Source organism: Streptomyces sp. NPDC002602, from assembly GCF_042889445.1.
Lineage (GTDB): Bacteria > Actinomycetota > Actinomycetes > Streptomycetales > Streptomycetaceae > Streptomyces.
This window is the reverse complement of record NZ_JBIAQX010000002.1, coordinates 157407-176037: the sequence shown is the minus strand read 5'-3', so window position 1 is coordinate 176037 and position 18631 is coordinate 157407. Positions and strand designations below refer to the sequence as shown.

General features: G+C 70.8%; 15 protein-coding genes. 6 read left to right on the top strand and 9 right to left on the bottom strand.

What is annotated here, in order from left to right; translation table 11 throughout:
• Positions 1-63: 63 nt before the first annotated feature.
• Positions 64-1503 (bottom strand): regulator, encoded by a 1440-nt coding sequence (locus tag ACFYW3_RS06170; RefSeq protein WP_351750151.1) that lies wholly within the window; start codon positions 1501-1503, stop codon positions 64-66.
• A 283-nt stretch (positions 1504-1786) separates the two neighbouring features.
• Here ACFYW3_RS06170 and lipB point away from each other — a divergent pair, with 283 nt between their 5' ends.
• The 4 genes from lipB (at position 1787) to ACFYW3_RS06150 (ending at position 4846) form a co-directional block, all read left to right on the top strand.
• A complete protein-coding gene (gene lipB, locus ACFYW3_RS06165) occupies positions 1787-2584 on the top strand; it encodes a lipoyl(octanoyl) transferase LipB (RefSeq protein ID WP_351750150.1) in 798 nt (265 codons plus the stop codon).
• Positions 2585-2693: 109 nt separating this feature from the next.
• Positions 2694-3641, top strand: coding sequence for a lipoyl synthase (gene lipA, locus ACFYW3_RS06160; RefSeq protein WP_351383647.1), 948 nt, complete (start codon positions 2694-2696; stop codon positions 3639-3641).
• Positions 3642-3940: 299 nt separating this feature from the next.
• Positions 3941-4138: a hypothetical protein gene (locus ACFYW3_RS06155; RefSeq protein WP_053676102.1), complete on the top strand. Its 198-nt coding sequence runs from the start codon at positions 3941-3943 to the stop codon at positions 4136-4138.
• 9 nt (positions 4139-4147) lie between these two features.
• Positions 4148-4846, top strand: a complete 699-nt coding sequence (locus tag ACFYW3_RS06150; protein ID WP_053676101.1) for a DUF4191 domain-containing protein — start codon at positions 4148-4150, stop codon at positions 4844-4846.
• A 133-nt stretch (positions 4847-4979) separates the two neighbouring features.
• On the opposite strand, the gene ACFYW3_RS06145 is transcribed toward ACFYW3_RS06150, so the two are convergent.
• Entirely contained in the window at positions 4980-5447 is a 468-nt protein-coding gene (locus ACFYW3_RS06145) for an RDD family protein (RefSeq protein WP_351750149.1), read from the bottom strand.
• 185 nt (positions 5448-5632) lie between these two features.
• Here ACFYW3_RS06145 and glnA point away from each other — a divergent pair, with 185 nt between their 5' ends.
• Positions 5633-7042, top strand: coding sequence for a type I glutamate--ammonia ligase (gene glnA / locus ACFYW3_RS06140; protein ID WP_053676099.1), 1410 nt, complete (start codon positions 5633-5635; stop codon positions 7040-7042).
• A gap of 165 nt (positions 7043-7207) precedes the next feature.
• Here glnA and ACFYW3_RS06135 read toward each other — a convergent pair whose 3' ends face one another.
• Entirely contained in the window at positions 7208-7870 is a 663-nt protein-coding gene (locus ACFYW3_RS06135) for a TetR/AcrR family transcriptional regulator (RefSeq protein ID WP_389385674.1), read from the bottom strand.
• A gap of 86 nt (positions 7871-7956) precedes the next feature.
• On the opposite strand from ACFYW3_RS06135, the gene ACFYW3_RS06130 reads away from it, so the two are divergent.
• A complete protein-coding gene (locus tag ACFYW3_RS06130) occupies positions 7957-8727 on the top strand; it encodes an SDR family NAD(P)-dependent oxidoreductase (RefSeq protein WP_351750139.1) in 771 nt (256 codons plus the stop codon).
• Between the two features lie 86 nt (positions 8728-8813).
• On the opposite strand, the gene ACFYW3_RS06125 is transcribed toward ACFYW3_RS06130, so the two are convergent.
• From ACFYW3_RS06125 to ACFYW3_RS06100, 6 genes are all read right to left on the bottom strand, one after another.
• A complete protein-coding gene (locus tag ACFYW3_RS06125) occupies positions 8814-9332 on the bottom strand; it encodes a DUF4240 domain-containing protein (RefSeq protein WP_053676096.1) in 519 nt (172 codons plus the stop codon).
• 183 nt (positions 9333-9515) lie between these two features.
• Positions 9516-12200, bottom strand: a complete 2685-nt coding sequence (aceE, locus tag ACFYW3_RS06120) for a pyruvate dehydrogenase (acetyl-transferring), homodimeric type (protein WP_351750138.1) — start codon at positions 12198-12200, stop codon at positions 9516-9518.
• 330 nt (positions 12201-12530) lie between these two features.
• Positions 12531-13154, bottom strand: coding sequence for a GntR family transcriptional regulator (locus ACFYW3_RS06115; protein ID WP_053676140.1), 624 nt, complete (start codon positions 13152-13154; stop codon positions 12531-12533).
• 306 nt (positions 13155-13460) lie between these two features.
• On the bottom strand, positions 13461-15284 hold the full coding sequence (gene sucB / locus ACFYW3_RS06110) for a 2-oxoglutarate dehydrogenase, E2 component, dihydrolipoamide succinyltransferase (protein WP_389385673.1): 1824 nt from the start codon (positions 15282-15284) through the stop codon (positions 13461-13463).
• A 53-nt stretch (positions 15285-15337) separates the two neighbouring features.
• Complete coding sequence (gene lpdA, locus ACFYW3_RS06105; RefSeq protein WP_053676093.1) at positions 15338-16726, bottom strand: dihydrolipoyl dehydrogenase; 1389 nt, start codon at positions 16724-16726, stop codon at positions 15338-15340.
• A 313-nt stretch (positions 16727-17039) separates the two neighbouring features.
• Positions 17040-18569, bottom strand: coding sequence for a leucyl aminopeptidase (locus tag ACFYW3_RS06100; RefSeq protein WP_351750136.1), 1530 nt, complete (start codon positions 18567-18569; stop codon positions 17040-17042).
• Positions 18570-18631 lie beyond the last annotated feature (62 nt).

The window sequence follows — 18631 nt, the reverse complement described above, 5'->3', positions numbered from 1 at the left end:
GTCCCGATCCCGGGGCCGGGCCCTCCTGCGCGGCCCCGACGCCGGGAACGGGCACGGGCCCGCTCAGGCCAGCGCGGCGACCCGGTCCCGGTAGGTCCGCACCGCCGAGGCGTCCCGGTACGGCTCCAGCCGCCGCTCGAAGTCCCGTACGTACTCCACCGCGCGCGCCGACCGCATCTCCATCGCCTGCTGCGCCGCCTCCGCGCCCAGCGCGCACGCCTGGTCCAGCTCGCCGAGCCCCAGCCGGGCCGTGGCCAGCACCACCCTGCAGAACAGCCGCGAGCGCGCGTGGCCGGGCGCCCGCAACTGGAGCGAGCGCTCCGCGTGCTGCGCGGAGGCCCGGTACTGCTGGAGGTCCCGGTGGCAGTGGCCGAACTCGTCCGCCAACTGCGCCTCGTCGTAGAAGCGGGCCCAGTGCGGCACGTCGTCCCCCGGCCGGGCCGCGCCCAGCGCCCGCTCGGCCCGCACCAGCGAGGCCGTCGAGGCCCGCACCTCGCCCAGCACCGCGTGCCCCCGCGCCTCCGCCGAGTGCAGCAAGGCCTGCACCACCGGCGGCGGCCCGGAACCCACGCCCTGCTGGGCGACCCGGGCGAGCTGCACCGCCTCCCGCCCGTGCCCCAGGTAGACGGCCTGACGGCTCATCGTGACCAGCACGTACGACCCGTACGGCCGGTCCGCGGCGGCCTGCGCGAGCCGCAGCGCCTGCACGAAGTACCGCTGGGCCAGCCCGTGCGCGGCGATGTCGTACGAGGTCCAGCCCGCGAGCCGGGTCAGGTCGGCGGCGGCCGCGAACAGCCTGCGCCCGGTGGTCTCCCCGTACGTGCCCCGGAGCATCGGCTCCGCCTCGTGCTCCAGGTACCGCACCAACGCCTGCCGGGCGTGCCCGCCGCCGTAGGTGTCGTCCAGGGTCCGGAACAGTTCGCTCACCGACCGCAGCGCCGCGATGTCCCCGCCCGTCACCCGCTGGCCGGGCGCCCGGTCGATCTGCCGCTGGCGGGGCACCGCGGTCCGGCCCTGCGTCGGAACCCGGGAGCCGGGGGGTTCCGCGCCCCGCCCGACCCGTTCGTCGGCCCGGCCGATCAGCCAGTCCCGGCTGGGCACCACCAGACCGGCCGGGGTGAAGGCGATCTTGCGCAGCTCGGCGTGCGAGCCGGAGTCCTTGCGCCACAGCCCGCTCGCGATGTCCACGGCCTCCTCGGGGGTGGCCGCGAACTCCAGCCCCGCGTACACGGGAGCGCACGCGTCGAGCCCCAGGTCCTGCGCCGACAGCCGACGCCCGAGGCGCCGGGTGAAGACCTCCGCGATCAGCGCGGGGGTCGTGCCGCGGGGTTGCTGGCCGCGCAGCCACCGGGTCACGGACGTCTTGTCGTACCGCAGATCGAGACCGTGCTCAAGGCCGAGCTGGTCGACGCGGCGGGCGAGACCGGCGTTTGAGAACCCGGCTTCCGCGATCAGCGCCGAGAGTTGCCGGTTGGGGACGCGCTGGGCTGGTCGTTCCGTCATCGGCTCCACGGTTTCCTGACGTGAAAGACCGGAGTCCCGGCCTGTGAACGGCGTGAATGTAGCGGCGAACTTCGCCCGCACCGCCCCCTCTGTCCCACATTCATCCGATCGTGTGCAGAACCTGCGGGACCCTTTACGGATTGGCTCCCTCCGCCTGCACACGAGCGGGGGAGTCGGCGGCGACCGGGGTGACCGACGGGGCCCTGAGAGGCCGCTTTCGGCCGGCCGTACCCTTGGCTGGTGCGATGCGTGCACACAGCAGGTTCAACGAGGAGGCGCTGCGGTGACTGAGCTTCGGTTTGTCCATCTGGGCTTCGGGCCGGAATTCGTCGAGTACACCGAGGCCTGGGACGAGCAGCGCCGGGTGCACGCCGCCCGCTTCGCGGACGAGATCGAGGACACCTGCCTGCTGTTGGAGCACCGGTCCGTCTACACGGCCGGCCGGCGCACCGCCGACAACGAGCGGCCGCTGGACGGCACGCCGGTCGTGGACGTGGACCGGGGCGGAAAGATCACCTGGCACGGTCCGGGCCAGCTCGTCGGCTACCCGATCATGAAACTGCCGCGCCCCGTGGACGTGGTCGCCCACGTCCGCCGGCTGGAGGACGCGCTGATCAGGACCGCCGCCGAGTTCGGGCTGGAGACCACCCGGATCGAGGGTCGCAGCGGTGTCTGGGTGCTCGGCGACCCCGTCGAGGACCGGCCGGACATCGGCGGACTCTCGCTGGACCTCGATCCCCGGATGCACGACGACGAGTTCGACGCCCGGCTGAACGGCCCCGAGTACGCCCCGTCCAACGCCGGCCAGCGCCGCGAGGACCGCAAGCTCGCCGCCATCGGCATCCGGGTCGCCAAGGGCGTCACCATGCACGGGTTCTCGCTCAACGTGAATCCGGACAACACCTCGTTCGACCGGATCGTCCCCTGCGGCATCCGGGACGCCGGTGTGACCTCGCTCTCGTACGAACTGGGCCGGGAGATCACCATCGCCCAGGTGCTGCCCGTCATCGAGCGGCACCTCAAGGACGTCCTGGAGCAGGCGGAGCTCCGACCGAGAGAGATCGAGCCCGCCGCCGGCTGAGGCCCGGGGAATGCGTCCGGCCGCCCCCAGGTTGGCGGACGTAAGAACGTATGAAATTACGGGCGTACCCTGGTGGGCGCCGAAGAATCGAAGTCACAGGGAGCCGGTCGTGTCCGCAGTCGCACCCGACGGACGCAAGATGCTGCGCCTCGAGGTCCGTAACGCCCAGACCCCCATCGAGCGCAAGCCCGAGTGGATCAAGACCCGGGCGAAGATGGGCCCCGAGTACACCAAGATGCAGGCCCTGGTGAAGGGCGAAGGACTGCACACGGTGTGCCAGGAAGCCGGCTGTCCGAACATCTACGAATGCTGGGAAGACCGCGAGGCCACCTTCCTCATCGGTGGCGACCAGTGCACCCGGCGCTGTGACTTCTGCCAGATCGACACGGGCAAGCCCGAGGCCCTCGACCGGGACGAGCCGCGTCGTGTCGGAGAGTCCGTGGTCACCATGGACCTGAACTACGCGACGATCACCGGCGTGGCCCGCGACGACCTGCCCGACGGCGGTGCCTGGCTGTACGCGGAGACCGTGCGCCAGATCCACCAGCAGACGGCGGGCCGTGAGACCGGCCACACCAAGGTCGAGCTGCTGGCCCCCGACTTCAACGCGGTGCCGGAGCTCTTGGAGGAGGTCTTCGCCTCCCGCCCCGAGGTCTTCGCGCACAACGTCGAGACGGTCCCGCGGATCTTCAAGCGGATCCGCCCCGGCTTCCGCTACGAGCGCTCCCTCGACGTGATCACCAAGGCGCGCGCCTACGGCCTGGTCACGAAGTCGAACCTGATCCTCGGCATGGGCGAGGAGCGCGAGGAGGTCACGCAGGCCCTCAAGGACCTGCACGAGGCCGGCTGCGAACTCATCACCATCACCCAGTACCTGCGACCCTCGCCGCGGCACCACCCCGTCGAGCGGTGGGTCAAGCCGGCCGAGTTCGTCGAGCTGGCGAAGGAGGCCGAGGAGATCGGCTTCTCCGGCGTCATGTCGGGCCCGCTGGTGCGCTCCTCGTACCGCGCGGGGCGCCTCTACCAGCAGGCGATGGAGAAGCGCGCCACCGTCTGACGCCGGCGTCAGAAAGCCCGCGGGAAGTCCCGTGTGAAGTCCCGCACAATACCTTACTGAACAGTAACACCGCGCCGACGCGGCCCCTAGGCTCATTCCAGGATGAGTCGGGTGGGCCGCGTCAGTGTTTTCGCGCCCGACATGTTCATCGCATTTGACCGACCGGTCATGCCCTGGTAACACCAGTCAGTGACGATTGCTGCACGCACCGCACATCGCGCAGCGCGCACCACCGCTTCGCTCCACGTACCACCGCTTCACTCCCAGCCGTCGTGAGCACCGTGAGAGGGATCGACATCATGCAGGCCGCGCCCGTACGCGCCATCGCCATCCCGTCCTTCACAGACGCCTTCCGGGGCATCGAGTCGCTGCTCATGAGCGGCGCCCGCCGCAACGCCTGGAGCGCGGTCCTGGAGGACCGCCGCAGGGCCAAGGATCGGGTCGAAACCGAGCACGTACTCGAGGCCGCGGCGACCCGCCGTCCGCAGGCCACGTAAACTCGCCTTATGGCGAGGAAGTCAAACGCAGAGACTGCTGCGAACCCCGGGCGACTGAAGCAGATCGCCCTGACGTACAAGATGACGCGCAAGGCCGACCCGAAGGTCGGTCTGATCGTCGCGGGCGTGGGAATCGTCACCTTCGGTGTCTTTCTTGCGATCGGCTTCCTGATCGGCCACCCGGTCTACCTGGGCATCCTGGGTTTCCTGGTGGCGTTCCTCGCGATGGCGATCGTCTTCGGGCGACGGGCCGAGCGGGCTGCCTTCGGGCAGATGGAGGGACAGCCGGGCGCGGCCGCGGCCGTACTGGACAACGTGGGACGGGGCTGGACCACCACCCCGGCCGTCGCGATGAACCGGAACCAGGACATCGTCCACCGGGCCGTCGGCAAGGCGGGCGTCGTCCTGATCGCGGAGGGCAACCCGAACCGGGTCAAGGTCCTGCTCGCGGCCGAGAAGAAGAAGCTGGCCCGGATCATGCCCGACGTCCCGGTGCACGACTTCATCGTGGGCACCGGCGAGGGCGAGGTCCCGCTCAAGAAGGTCCGCACGACGCTGCTCAAGCTGCCGCGCGTCCTGGCCGGCCCGCAGATCACGCAGGTGAACGACAAGCTCCGGGCCATGGGCGACCTCATGAGCAACATGCCGGTCCCGAAGGGCCCCATGCCGAAGGGCACGCGCATGCCGCGCGGCGGCAAGATGCGCTGATCATGCGTTGACCTGCTTTTCGTATACGAGACGGGGGTGCCCCCGGAGCCATCGGCTCCGGGGGCACCCCCGTCTCGTCGTGCTCCGGGCGCGCTGTCGTCGTCGTCGTGCTCTCCGCGACGCGCGCCGTTCCTCAGATGCGGACCTGGACCGCGCCGGCGAGCCGGTCGTGCAGGCCCCGGCCGTCCCGGTCCGAGATCAGGGCGGGGACGAAGAGGGCCAGCAGCAGGGTGCGCAGCGCCACCCGGCCGAGGCCCAGGCGCGAGCCGTCGAGCGCGATGACCCGGAGTCCCAGGATCCGCTTGCCGGGGGTGAAGCCCACGGTGCCCACCGTCAGGAACGTGAGGCTCAGGAAGAGCGCCAGCGTCCACGGGCTGGAGGCGTTCAGGTCACCGCCCGTGATCAGGGCGTAGGCGATCAGCTGACAACCGACCCAGTCGATGAGGACGGCGCCGAGCCGACGCCCGAAACGGGCCACCGAGCCGGGCCCCGAACGGGGAAGGCCCAGGCGCTCGCCCGGATGGCCGAAGTCGACGCCCATCTCCTCGGCGGCCGCGCGGGGGCCGGAAAGCCAGGATCCGATTGCTTGCCTGTTGTCCACCCGACCACGGTACCGGTGCGCTCTCCGGCACCCGGGGCGGGACCCTGGTTAACTTGTGCGAAACAAATGGGTCATGCTTGAGAAATCCCGTCTGCTTATGGTCGGGTCAGCGTGCGGCACCGCACTGACGCACCACGAGCTATAAAGCCCGCCCCTGCCCCGGGGTCGGGAGTAGGAGGAGTTGGATGTTCCAGAACGCCGACGAAGTGAAGCAGTACATCGAGGAGAACGACGTCAAGTTCGTCGACGTCCGCTTCTGTGACCTGCCTGGTGTGATGCAGCACTTCACCATCCCGGCGCGGGCGTTCGACCCGGCGGAGGAGCTCGCCTTCGACGGATCCTCCATCCGCGGCTTCCAGGCGATCCACGAGTCCGACATGGCGCTGCGCGCCGACATCACCACCGCGCGCCTGGACCCGTTCCGCAAGGACAAGACGCTCAACATCAACTTCTTCATCCACGACCCGATCACGGGCGAGGCCTACAGCCGCGACCCGCGCAACATCGCGAAGAAGGCCGAGGCGTACCTCGCCTCCACCGGCATCGCCGACACCGCGTACTTCGGCCCCGAGGCCGAGTTCTACGTGTTCGACAGCGTGCGCTTCGCGACGACCGCGAACGAGAGCTTCTACCACATCGACTCCGAGGCCGGCGCCTGGAACACCGGCTCCGAGGAGAACAACCGCGGCTACAAGGTCCGCTACAAGGGCGGCTACTTCCCCGTCGCCCCGGTCGACCACTTCGCCGACCTGCGCGCCGAGATCTCGCTGGAACTGGACGCCCAGGGCCTCCAGGTCGAGCGCCAGCACCACGAGGTCGGCACCGGCGGCCAGGCCGAGATCAACTACAAGTTCAACACGCTGCTCGCCGCGGCCGACGACCTGATGCTCTTCAAGTACATCGTGAAGAACGTCGCCTGGCGCAACGGCAAGACCGCGACCTTCATGCCGAAGCCGATCTTCGGTGACAACGGCTCGGGCATGCACGTCCACCAGTCGCTGTGGGCGAACGGCGACCCGCTGTTCTACGACGAGGCCGGCTACGCGGGCCTCTCGGACACCGCCCGCTACTACATCGGCGGCATCCTCAAGCACGCCCCGTCGCTGCTGGCCTTCACCAACCCGACGGTGAACTCCTACCACCGCCTGGTGCCGGGCTTCGAGGCGCCGGTCAACATGGTGTACTCGCAGCGCAACCGCTCCGCCGCGATGCGCATCCCGATCACCGGCTCGAACCCGAAGGCCAAGCGCGTCGAGTTCCGCGCCCCGGACCCGTCGTCCAACCCGTACCTCGCCTTCGCGGCGCTGCTGCTCGCGGGTCTCGACGGCGTCAAGAACAAGATCGAGCCGATGGAGCCGATCGACAAGGACCTCTACGAGCTCTCGCCCGACGAGCACGCGAGCGTCCCGCAGGTCCCGACCAGCCTGGAGGACGTCCTCAAGGCCCTGGAGGAGGACCACGAGTACCTCCTCGCCGGCGGTGTCTTCACCCCGGACCTGATCGAGACCTGGATCGACTACAAGCGCACCAACGAGATCGCCCCGATCGCGCTGCGCCCGCACCCGCACGAGTTCGAGATGTACTTCGACATCTAGTCGCCCCCGAGCGCCCACCGGCGGAACCCGCACGACGGGCCACCGGACGGGCGCTCCGCGACCTCGCCGCAGATGCCTGCGGCCGTGCCGCCCTCCACTCCTCACGGAGCGGGGGGCGGCACTTCGTCGTTCCGGGGCGCATCGTCGCTTCCGGGACGCGGGCCCTCAGATCGGGCGGTGGAGCAGGGGCATCGCGCCCGTCAGGTCGCGCAGGCAGCGGACCGCGAGTTCGGCCGGGGAGCCGGGGCCGACGGCCGGGGCGTCGGTGGCCGACCAGAGTTCCAGGGCGATGCGGATCGCGTCCGTGGCGGCCGCCGCCAGGAGACGGACGCCCACGGCGTCGGCGTCCGGTCCGGCGAGCCGGGCGATCACCGGGACCAGGCGTTCCTCGGAGTCCTGGTTCACGCGGTACCAGACGGCCCGCAGGGCCTCGTCGCCGGTGGCCGCCCGGAGCAGCCCGCGCGTCACCTTCAGGCCTTCCTCGACGGCCTGGGAGTCGCCGAGGGAGCGGGTGACGGCGCGCTCCAGTGCCTCGGCCAGGGGGGTGCCGGGGTCCTCCTCGGCGAGCAGCGCGCGCCAGGCGTCACCGCCGCCGGCGAGCAGGGGGGCCACGGCCTCCTGCTTGTTGCGGAAGTAGCGGTAGAACGTGCGCAGGGCCACGCCGGCGCGGTGGGCGATGTCCTCGGCGGTGGTGCCGTCGGGGCCGTGCTCGGCGAAGAGTTCGCAGGCGGCGCGGGCGATGTCGAGCTGGGTGGCGGCCTTGCGGCGCTCGGTCAGCGACTGGGCTCCGGGGCCGGCCTGGGGAGAGTACGGACGAGGGGATCTCACGTATGAAGCCTACCGTCCGACAGGCTCGACGAATGCATGCATTGACACACTGGCAAAACATGTCACTTGGTCGTACGCTCGCCCCCATGAACCGTTACGAAGGACGTCGCGTCCTCATCACCGGCGGCGGCTCCGGCATCGGCCGGGCCACCGTCCACCGCATCCTCGCCGAGGGCGGCCGCGTACACACCGTGGACGTCGACGAAGCCGGGCTCGAGAACACGGCGGACCAGGCCGGCGCCGACGGCCACACGGACCGCCTCACCACCGCCGTCCTCGACATATCCGACGAGGCGGCCGTACGGGCCGGGATCGCCGGCGCCGTGGCGAGCCTCGGCGGGCTCGACGTGCTGGTGAACGCCGCCGGCATCCTGCGCTCCGCGCACACCCACCAGACCACGCTCGACCTCTGGAACAAGGTCATCGCGGTCAACCTCACCGGCACCTTCCTGGTGATCCGCGAGTCGATCCCGGCGCTGCTGGCGGGCGACCAGCCGGTCGTCGTGAACTTCAGCTCCACCTCGGCGTCCTTCGCGCACCCCTACATGTCCGCCTACGCGGCCAGCAAGGGCGGCATCCAGTCCATGACCCACGCCCTGGCCGCCGAGTACAGCAAGCAGGGCCTGCGGTTCGTCGCCGTGGCCCCCGGCTCCATCGAGTCCGGCATGACCACCGGCAACGGCCCGGGCCTGCCCGAGGACACCGACTGGAGCCTGTTCACCAAACTCGCCCCGGCCCTGGGCCAGGGATTCGCGGGCCCGCAGACGGTGGCCGGCGTCGTCGCCATGCTCGGATCCGAGGACGGCGCGTTCATCACCGGCACGGAGATCCGCATCGACGGCGGCACGCACTACTGAGGCGCACCGGCCACTGAGGCGCACCGGCCACTGAGGCGCGCCGGCCACGACCCACCCGCGCCGCCCGCACGCGCCACCGACCGGCGTCAGCCCCTGAACCGGTCCCAGAGCCGGGGGAAGCGTTCCGCGAGCACGGCTTCGTTCTCGAAGTCGAGGGGAGCGCCCTCCGGCTCGGCCGCCTGGAGCGGGACCCCGAGGTCCGGCGCCACCGAACCGGTCAGCTGCTCGTACGCCTCGTCCGCCGCGTAACCCAGCTCCTCGCCGTCGCCGTCGATCTCCTCGTCGAAGTCGCCCAGCAGCTCCGCCAGGTGGTCGGGATCGTGGACCCCGCCCTCGAAGACCTCCCGCCCCTGGCCGATCAGCCAGCACCGGAAGTAGTCGAACGCGTCGTCGCTCGCCCCGTCGAGCAGCACCCAGGCCGCGCCCCAGAGGTCCCAGGTGTACGCCCGGTTGTACCGCGACTCGAAGTGCCGGGCGAAGTCCAGCACGGAGTCCGGGTCGAGCTGCGCCAGCCGCTCCACGAGCAGCTCGGCGTGCTCCTCGGGGTCGCCCTCGGCGGCCTCGCGGGTACGGTCGACGATCTCCCAGAACTCCGTCTCGTCCATCACCGCTCCAGCATCACGGGTCCACCCCCGTGCCGCCACCGCTCATACGGCCAAAGGCCGGTGTCCGATCCCCATTGGCGGGGCGGACACCGGCCTTCTGCCGTACGGTGGCGCGTTACGTCGGCGCGTTACGTCGGCGCGTTGCGTCGGCGCGTCGGACTCGGCGCGACGGGCGCCCGGGCCCTACAGGCCGTAGCGCTCGCGGGCCTCCTTGATGGCGGACGCCGGCACCTCGCCGCGGCGGGCGAGCTGGGCCAGCGCGGCCACCACGATGGACTGGGCGTCGACACCGAAGTGCCGGCGGGCGCCCTCGCGGGTGTCGGAGAGGCCGAAGCCGTCCGTGCCGAGCGAGGTGTAGTCCTGCTCCACCCACTGGCTGATCTGGTCCGGGACCTGACGCATCCAGTCGGACACGGCCAGCACCGGGCTCGTGACGCCCTCCAGCGCGCGGGTGACGTACGGGGTGCGCACCTCGCCGCGCAGCAGCGCCTCGTCGCACTCCAGCGCGTCGCGGCGCAGCTCGCCCCAGGAGGTGGCGGACCAGACGTCGGCGGCCACGTTCCAGTCGGCGGCGAGCAGCTTCTGGGCGTCCAGGGCCCAGTGGATCGCCGTGCCGGAGGCCATGAGCTGGACCTTCGGGGCGTCGGCGGCCGGGGCCGCCTCGGCCAGGTCGGCCGCCGTGTTGAAGCGGTACAGGCCCTTGAGGATGCCTTCCTCGACGCCCTCCGGGATGGCGGGCTGGACCTTCGGCTCGTTGTAGACCGTCAGGTAGTAGAAGACGTCTTCCGGCTTCTCGCCGTACATGCGGCGCAGACCGTCCTTGACGATCACCGCGATCTCGTACGCGAAGGCCGGGTCGTAGTTGAGCGACGCCGGGTTCGTGGACGCGATCAGGTGCGAGTGGCCGTCGGCGTGCTGGAGGCCCTCACCGGTCAGCGTGGTGCGACCGGCGGTGGCGCCGACGATGAAGCCCTTGCCGAGCTGGTCGGCGAGCTGCCACATCTGGTCGGCGGTGCGCTGCCAGCCGAACATCGAGTAGAAGATGTAGAACGGGATCATCGGCTCGCCGTGCGTCGCGTACGACGTGCAGGCGGCGATGAAGTCGGCCATGGCGCCGGCCTCGGTGATCCCCTCGTTGAGGATCTGGCCGTCCTTGGCTTCCTTGTAGTACATGAGCTGGTCGCGGTCGACCGGCTCGTACGTCTGGCCCAGCGGCGAGTAGATGCCGGCCGACGGGAAGAGGGACTCCATGCCGAAGGTGCGGGCCTCGTCGGGGACGATCGGCACCCAGCGCTTGCCGGTCTCCTTGTCCCGCATCAGGTCCTTGACGAGCCGGACGAAGGCCATGGTGGTGGCCATCTCCTGCTTGCCGGAGCCCTTGAGCAGCGGGGCGAAGGAGCGGTCCGCCGGGGCCGGCAGGGCCACGGGCTTGACCTTGCGGGCCGGGGCCGGCCCGCCGAGGGCCGCGCGGCGCTCGTTGAGGTACCGCACCTCGGGGCTGTCCGCGCCCGGGTGGCCGTAGGGGACCTGGCCGTCGACGAAGGCGCTGTCCGGGATCGGGAGGTCGAGCTTGTCGCGCATGCTCTTGAACTCGTCGATCGTGAGCTTCTTCATCTGGTGGTTCGCGTTCTTCGACTCGAACCCGGCGCCCAGCGTGTAGCCCTTGACGGTCTGCGCGAGGATGACCGTCGGCGCGCCCTTGTGCTCCAGGGCGGCCTTGTACGCGGCGTACACCTTGCGGGGCTCGTGGCCGCCGCGGGAGGTGTGGAAGCACTCGGCGATCTTCGCGTCGGACAGCACGGCCGCGAGCTGCACGAGTTCGGCGTTGGCGCCGAAGAAGTGCTCGCGGATGTAGGCCGCGTCGCGGGTCGCGTACGTCTGGAACTGCGCGTCCGGCACCTCGCGCAGGCGGCGCACGAGGGCGCCCGTGGTGTCGAGCTGGAACAGCTCGTCCCAGGCGGAGCCCCACAGGGACTTGATGACGTTCCAGCCGGCGCCGCGGAACTGGGCCTCCAGCTCCTGGACCACGCGGAAGTTGGCGCGGACCGGACCGTCGAGACGCTGCAGGTTGCAGTTGATGACGAAGGTCAGGTTGTCGAGCTGCTCGCGGGAGGCGAGGGCCAGGGCGGCGGTCGACTCGGGCTCGTCCATCTCGCCGTCGCCCAGGAAGGCCCAGACGTGCGAGTTCGCGGTGTCCTTGATGCCGCGGTTGTGCAGGTAGCGGTTGAACCGCGCCTGGTAGATCGCGGACAGCGGGCCGAGGCCCATGGACACCGTCGGGAACTCCCACAGCCACGGCAGGCGCCGCGGGTGCGGGTAGGACGGCAGGCCGTTGCCGCCGGACTCCTGGCGGAAGTTGTCGAGCTGCTGCTCGGAGACGCGGCCGTCGAGGAAGGCGCGCGCGTAGATGCCGGGGGAGGCGTGGCCCTGGATGTAGAGCTGGTCGCCCGATCCGTCGGCCTCCTTCCCGCGGAAGAAGTGCTGGAAGCCGGTCTCGTAGAGCCAGGCCGCCGACGCGAAGGTGGCGATGTGGCCGCCGACGCCGTACTTGGAGCCGCGGGTCACCATGGCGGCCGCGTTCCAGCGGTTCCACGCGGTGATCCTGGCTTCCATCGCCTCGTCGCCGGGGAACTCGGGCTCCGCGGCGGTGGGGATGGTGTTGACGTAGTCCGTCTCAAGGAGCTTCGGCAGCGCCAGACCGGCGGCCTCGGCGTGCTGGAGGGTACGACGGAGCAGGTACTCGGCGCGGCGCGTACCGGCGGCCTTGGCGACGGCGTCGAGGGAGGCCGCCCATTCGGCGGTCTCCTCGGTGTCGCGGTCCGGGAGCTGGTCGAGCTCGCTCGGAAGCTTTCCTACGGGGTCGGACATCGGTGTGCGCCGCCTTCCGGACAAAGGAGAGGTGGTGAAGAAAATCCCTGACGGGCAGGACAGGGTCGATGGACCCGGGTGGGGTCCGCGTTGACTGTAAAGCGCTGATCGATGATCGATCAAATAAAAGTGACAATTAAATGTCCAACGGGCGAAAGTCGGCACCGGGTGCCATGGCTCAAGGCACCCGGTGCCGGTGGTTCGCGTCGTGGGACCAGTACGTGGAGCCAGTACAGGTCGACGCGCCGGCGGCTCCCTGGAGAGCTGCTCGAAACCCCTGGTCGGAGGGGGGTTTCAGGGGGTCTTGCCGGCCTGGCGCGGGGAGGTCCGTCAGGCGCGCGGCGCGCAGCCCAGGACATGCCGCTTCACGAGCAGCCCGATGTCCGGATCCTGCCCGCGGAACGCCGCCACGAGTGCCTCGTGCTCCTCCGCGTACGACTTCTGCACGGTGCCGAGCCAGCGAATGGACAGCGCCGTGAACACCTCGATGCCCAGGCTCTCCCAGGTGTGCAGCAGCACGCTGTTCCCGGCCGCCCGCACCATCTCGCGGTGGAACCCGACCGTGTGCCGCACCTGCGCCGTCCCGTCCTCGGTGCGGTCCGCCTCCCACAGGGCCGCCACGTGCGGCTCCAGCGCCGTGCAGTCGGCCGCCAGCCGGGGCGCGGCCAGCTCGGCGGCGATCTGCTCCAGACCGGCCCGGACCGGGTAGATCTCCTCCAGGTCGGCCGCGGAGAGGTTCCGTACGCGGACGCCCTTGTTCGGCGCGGACTCGATCAGCCGCAACGTCTCCAGCTCCCGCAGCGCCTCCCGTACGGGCGTCTGGCTGACCTCCAGCTCGACGGCGATCCGGCGCTCCACGATCCGCTCGCCGGGCTTCCAGCGGCCGCTGACGATCCCCTCCACGATGTGCTCGCGGATCTGCTCGCGCAGCGAGTGCACGACGGGTGGGGTGATCATCGGCGCTTCATCTCCTGAGGGGCACGCAGGGCTCTGATGCGTAGACAATACGGCGGTGTCGGCCCGCCGGTACGCGTTGGTGCCCGGGGAACGGGGGTGAGGCTGGTTACAAGCCCCGTGCCGGCGGGGCTCGGTGACAAGCCCCCGTGCCGGCCGGGCTCGGTCACAAGCCCCGTGCCGGCCGGGCTCGCCGGATACGGCCGGACACCTCGTCGTGGACACCCGGGCACGACGACGGCGCCCCCGCCCGGAGTGGTTCCGGACGGGGGCGCCGTATCGAGCGGATGCCGCGGGGCGTGAGCCCTACAGGCCGAGCTCGACCTCGAACTCGCCGGCTTCCAGGATGGCCTTGACGGCCGAGAGGTACCGGGCCGCGTCCGCGCCGTCCACCAGGCGGTGGTCGTAGGACAGGGTCAGGTACGTCATGTCGCGGATGCCGATGTTCGTGCCCTCGGCGGTCTCGATGACCACCGGGCGCTTGACCGTGGCACCGATGCCCAGGATGGCGACCTGGTTCGGCGGCACGATGACCGTGTCGAACAGGGCGCCGCGCGAACCGGTGTTGCTGATGGTGAAGGTCGCGCCCGACAGCTCGTCCGGCGTGATCTTGTTGCCGCGGACCTTGGCGGCCAGGTCGGCGGTCGCCTTGGAGATGCCCGCCAGGTTGAGGTCACCGGCACCCTTGATGACCGGGGTCATCAGGCCCTTCTCGGAGTCCACGGCGATGCCGATGTTCTCCGAGTCGAAGTAGGTGATGGTGCCCTCGTCCTCGTTGATCCGGGCGTTGACGACCGCGTGGGCCTTCAGCGCCTGGGCCGCGGCCTTGACGAAGAACGGCATCGGCGAGAGCTTGACGCCCTCACGGGCCAGGAACGCGCCCTTGGCCTTCTCGCGCAGCTTCATGATCTTGGTGATGTCCACCTCGACCACGGAGCTGAGCTGCGCCTGCGAGTGCAGGGCCTTCATCATGTTGTCGCCGATGACCTTGCGCATGCGGGTCATCTTGACGGTCTGGCCACGCAGCTCGGACACCGCGGCCGGAGCCTTGGCGGCCGGAGCGGCAGCGGCGGCGGCCGGCGCCGGAGCGGCGGCGGCGGCCTTGGCGGCCTCGGCGGCGGCCAGGACGTCCTGCTTGCGGATACGGCCACCGACACCGGAGCCCGAGACCGAGGACAGGTCGACGCCGGACTCCGAGGCGAGCTTGCGCACCAGCGGGGTCACGTACGCGCCCTCGTCACCGGCCGAGGCCGGGGCGGCGGGAGCGGCCGGGGCCACGGGAGCCGCGGCGGCCGGAGCCTGTGCGGCCGGAGCGGCCTGCGCCGGCGCGGCGGCCGGAGCCGCCACGGGAGCCGGAGCGGCAGCCGCGGGGGCGGCCTGGACCGGAGCCGGGGCGGCGGCCGCGGGGGCAGCCTCCACCGGAGCCGGGGCGGCGGCGGGAGCGGCGGCCTCGGCCGGAGCCGGGGCGGCCTCGGCCGGAGCGGCCGCGGGAGCCGCGCCGGCGACACCGATGACGGCCAGGCGAGCGCCGACCTCGGCGGTCTCGTCCTCGCCGACCAGGATCTCCAGCAGGGTGCCGGCGACCGGGGCGGGGATCTCGGTGTCGACCTTGTCGGTCGAGACCTCCAGCAGCGGCTCGTCGGCCTCGACCGACTCGCCGACCTGCTTCAGCCAGCGGGTGACGGTGCCCTCGGTGACGCTCTCGCCCAGGGCGGGGAGGGTGACGTCCGTGCCGGACGCGGCAGGCGCGGCGGCGGGTGCCTCGGCGGCAGGTGCCTCGGCGGCGGGAGCCTCGGCAGCCGGGGCCGCCTCGGCGGCCGGAGCCTCGGCGGGTGCCTCGGCGGGTGCCTCGGCGGCGACCGTCTCGGCCTCGGCCGGGGCCGGGGCGCCCGAGCCGTCGTCGATGACGGCCAGCTCGGCGCCGACCTCGACGGTCTCGTCCTCGGCGACCTTGATGGAGGCCAGGATGCCGGAGACGGGCGACGGGATCTCGGTGTCGACCTTGTCGGTCGATACCTCGAGCAACGGCTCGTCGGCCTCGACGCGCTCGCCCTCGGCCTTCAGCCAACGGGTGACAGTGCCCTCGGTGACGCTCTCACCGAGCGCCGGAAGGGTTACGGAAACCGACATGGTTTCAGTTGCTCCTAACGAAAGTGCGGAAGTGGTCGTCGCGCCCGTGACGATTAGTCGTGGGAGTGAAGCGGCTTGCCGGCAAGGGCCAGGTGGGCCTCGCCGAGCGCTTCGTTCTGGGTCGGGTGCGCGTGGATGAGCTGCGCGACCTCGGCCGGCAGAGCTTCCCAGTTGTAGATCAACTGGGCTTCGCCGACCTGCTCGCCCATCCGGTCACCGACCATGTGGACGCCGACCACGGCACCATCCTTGACCTGGACGAGCTTGATCTCGCCCGCGGTCTTGAGGATCTTGCTCTTGCCGTTGCCCGCCAGGTTGTACTTCAGGGCCACGACCTTGTCCGCCCCGTAGATCTCCTTGGCCTTGGCCTCGGTGATGCCGACGGAGGCGACCTCGGGGTGGCAGTACGTGACGCGCGGCACACCGTCGTAGTCGATCGGGACGGCCTTGAGGCCGGCCAGACGCTCGGCGACGAGGATGCCCTCGGCGAAGCCGACGTGTGCGAGCTGCAGGGTCGGGACGAGGTCACCGACGGCCGAGATGCTCGGCACGTTGGTCTGCATGTACTCGTCGACCAGGACGTAGCCGCGGTCCATCGCGACGCCCTGCTCCTCGTAACCCAGACCCTGCGAGACCGGGCCGCGGCCGATCGCGACCAGCAGCACCTCCGCCTCGAAGGTCTTGCCGTCGGCGAGGGTGACGCGGACACCGTTCTCGGTGTACTCGGCCTTCTCGAAGAAGGTGCCGAGGTTGAACTTGATGCCGCGCTTGCGGAACGCGCGCTCAAGAAGCTTGGAGCTGTTCTCGTCCTCGACCGGCACGAGGTGCTTGAGGCCCTCGATGACGGTGACGTCGGTGCCGAAGGACTTCCACGCCGAGGCGAACTCGACGCCGATGACGCCGCCGCCCAGGATGATCGCGGACTCGGGCACGCGGTCCAGGACGAGCGCGTGGTCCGAGGAGATGATGCGGTTTCCGTCGATGTCCAGGCCCGGCAGCGACTTCGGCACGGAGCCGGTCGCCAGCAGGACGTGGCGGCCCTGGATGGTGCGGCCGTCGACGTCGACGGAGGTCGGCGAGGAGAGGCGGCCCTCACCCTCGATGTAGGTCACCTTGCGCGAGGCGACGAGACCCTGGAGACCCTTGTACAGGCCCGAGATGACGTCGTCCTTGTACTTGTGCACACCCGCGATGTCGATGCCCTCGAAGGAGGCCTTGACACCGAACTGGGCGGCTTCGCGCGCCTGGTCCGCGATCTCACCGGCGTGCAGCAGTGCCTTCGTGGGGATGCAGCCGTTGTGCAGGCAGGTGCCGCCGAGCTTGTTCTTCTCGATCAGCGCAACGTCGAGACCCAGCTGGGATGCGCGCAGCGCCGCGGCGTAACCGCCACTGCCACCGCCGAGGATCACTAGGTCGAAAACGGTGCTGGCGTCGTTCGCCACGTCACGTCCTCCATGCATGTGCGCCGGGCACCGGTCCTCTGTGACCGGGGCGGCGGCTGGTAATCGGCCGCTTGTTTCTTCGGCCCTGTGGTGGGGGCCCTGTCCTGCCGAGAACCCATCTTCGCATTTGTCGGGGGAACGCGGGACGCCGGGCCCCGGCTCTGGACGGTCGTTCCGCCCGAACCGGGGGTTACCGCTGCGTAGAAACCTACTGATCCTCGAGGTTTCGTCCAGGGCGAACGCGCCCCGGGACCCCGACGGGGTCCCGGGGCGCGTTCGCGTCCCTCCCGGCGAGACGGATCGCCGGTCGTTCTCAGCCCAGATCGCCCGTGGCGGTGCGCTCGGCCAGCCGCACCAGGGTGCGCACGGCCGAGCCGGTGCCGCCCTTGGGGGTGTAGCCGTACGGGGCGCCCTCGTGGAAGGCGGGACCCGCGATGTCGAGGTGGGCCCAGGTGATGCCCTCGCCGACGAACTCCTGGAGGAAGAGGCCGGCCACCAGGCCGCCACCCATGCGGACACCCATGTTGGCGATGTCGGCGGTGGGGGAGTCCATGGTCTTGCGCAGGTCCGCGGGGAGCGGCATCGGCCAGGAGGCCTCGCCGACCTCCTCGGCGATCTCGTGGATCGAGGTGCGGAAGGCGTCGTCGTTGGCCATCACGCCGAAGGTCCGGTCACCCAGGGCCAGCACCATGGCGCCGGTCAGGGTGGCGACGTCGACGATCGCGTCCGGGTTCTCCTCGGAGGCCTTGGTCAGCGCGTCGCCCAGGACCAGACGGCCCTCGGCGTCGGTGTTGAGGACCTCGACGGTCTTGCCGCTGTACATGCGCAGCACGTCGCCGGGCTTGGTGGCGGAGCCGGACGGCATGTTCTCGGCGAGCGCGAGCCAGCCGGTGACGTTGACCTGGAGGCCCAGCTTGGCGGCCGCGACGACGGCGGCGAACACGGCGGCGGCGCCGGCCATGTCGCACTTCATCGTCTCGTTGTGGCCGGCCGGCTTCAGGGAGATGCCGCCCGAGTCGTAGGTGATGCCCTTGCCGACGAAGGCGAGGGTCTTCGCCGCCTTGGAGTGGGTGTAGCTGAGCTTCACCAGGCGGGGCGGGTTCTCGGAGCCCTTGCCGACGCCCATGATGCCGCCGAAGCCACCCTTGACGAGGGCCTTCTCGTCCAGCACCTGGACCTTGATGCCGTTCTCCTTCGCGGCCGCGGACGCGACGGCGGCGAAGGCCTCGGGGGTGAGGTCGTTCGGCGGGGTGTTGACCAGGTCACGCGCGATGTTGACCTCGGTCGCGACGACGACGGCGCGCTCGGCCGCGGCCTTGTGCTCCTTGTCGCGCGGCTTGGCGCCGAGCAGGGCGATCTCGGCGAGGGGCTGCTTGGGGCCCTCGCCCTTGGCGGCCTTCTTCTCGCCGCCCTGGTAGACGGTGAAGGCGTACGCGCCGAGCAGCGCGCCCTCGGCGACCGCCGTGACGGCGGAGGCGTCGTCGAGGGGAAGCGCGAAGGCGGCCTTCTTCACGCCGTGCAGGGCGCGGGCGGCGGATCCGGCGGCGCGGCGCAGCGCCTCCTCGTCGTAGGACTCGTCCTGCTCCGGTACGGAGCCCAGACCGACCGCCAGCACGACCGGGACCTTGAGGCCGGCGGGCGCGGGCAGCTTGGTGATCTCGCCTTCCGCGCCAGAGGCGCCGAGCGCGTCAAGCACGGTGGCGAGCTTTCCGCCGAACGCCTTGTCCACGGCCTCGGCGCCTGCGGCGACCACGGGGCCCTTGGCGCCCTTCGCCACGCCGACCACGAGGGCGTCGGCGCGCAACGTCGCGGCGCCGGCAGTGCTGAGAGTCAGAGCAGTCACGGTGGTGAAGTCTCGCTTCCGTTTGTGTAGGTGGGCGCTGCGGTCGCGTCAGGGTCGCCGGC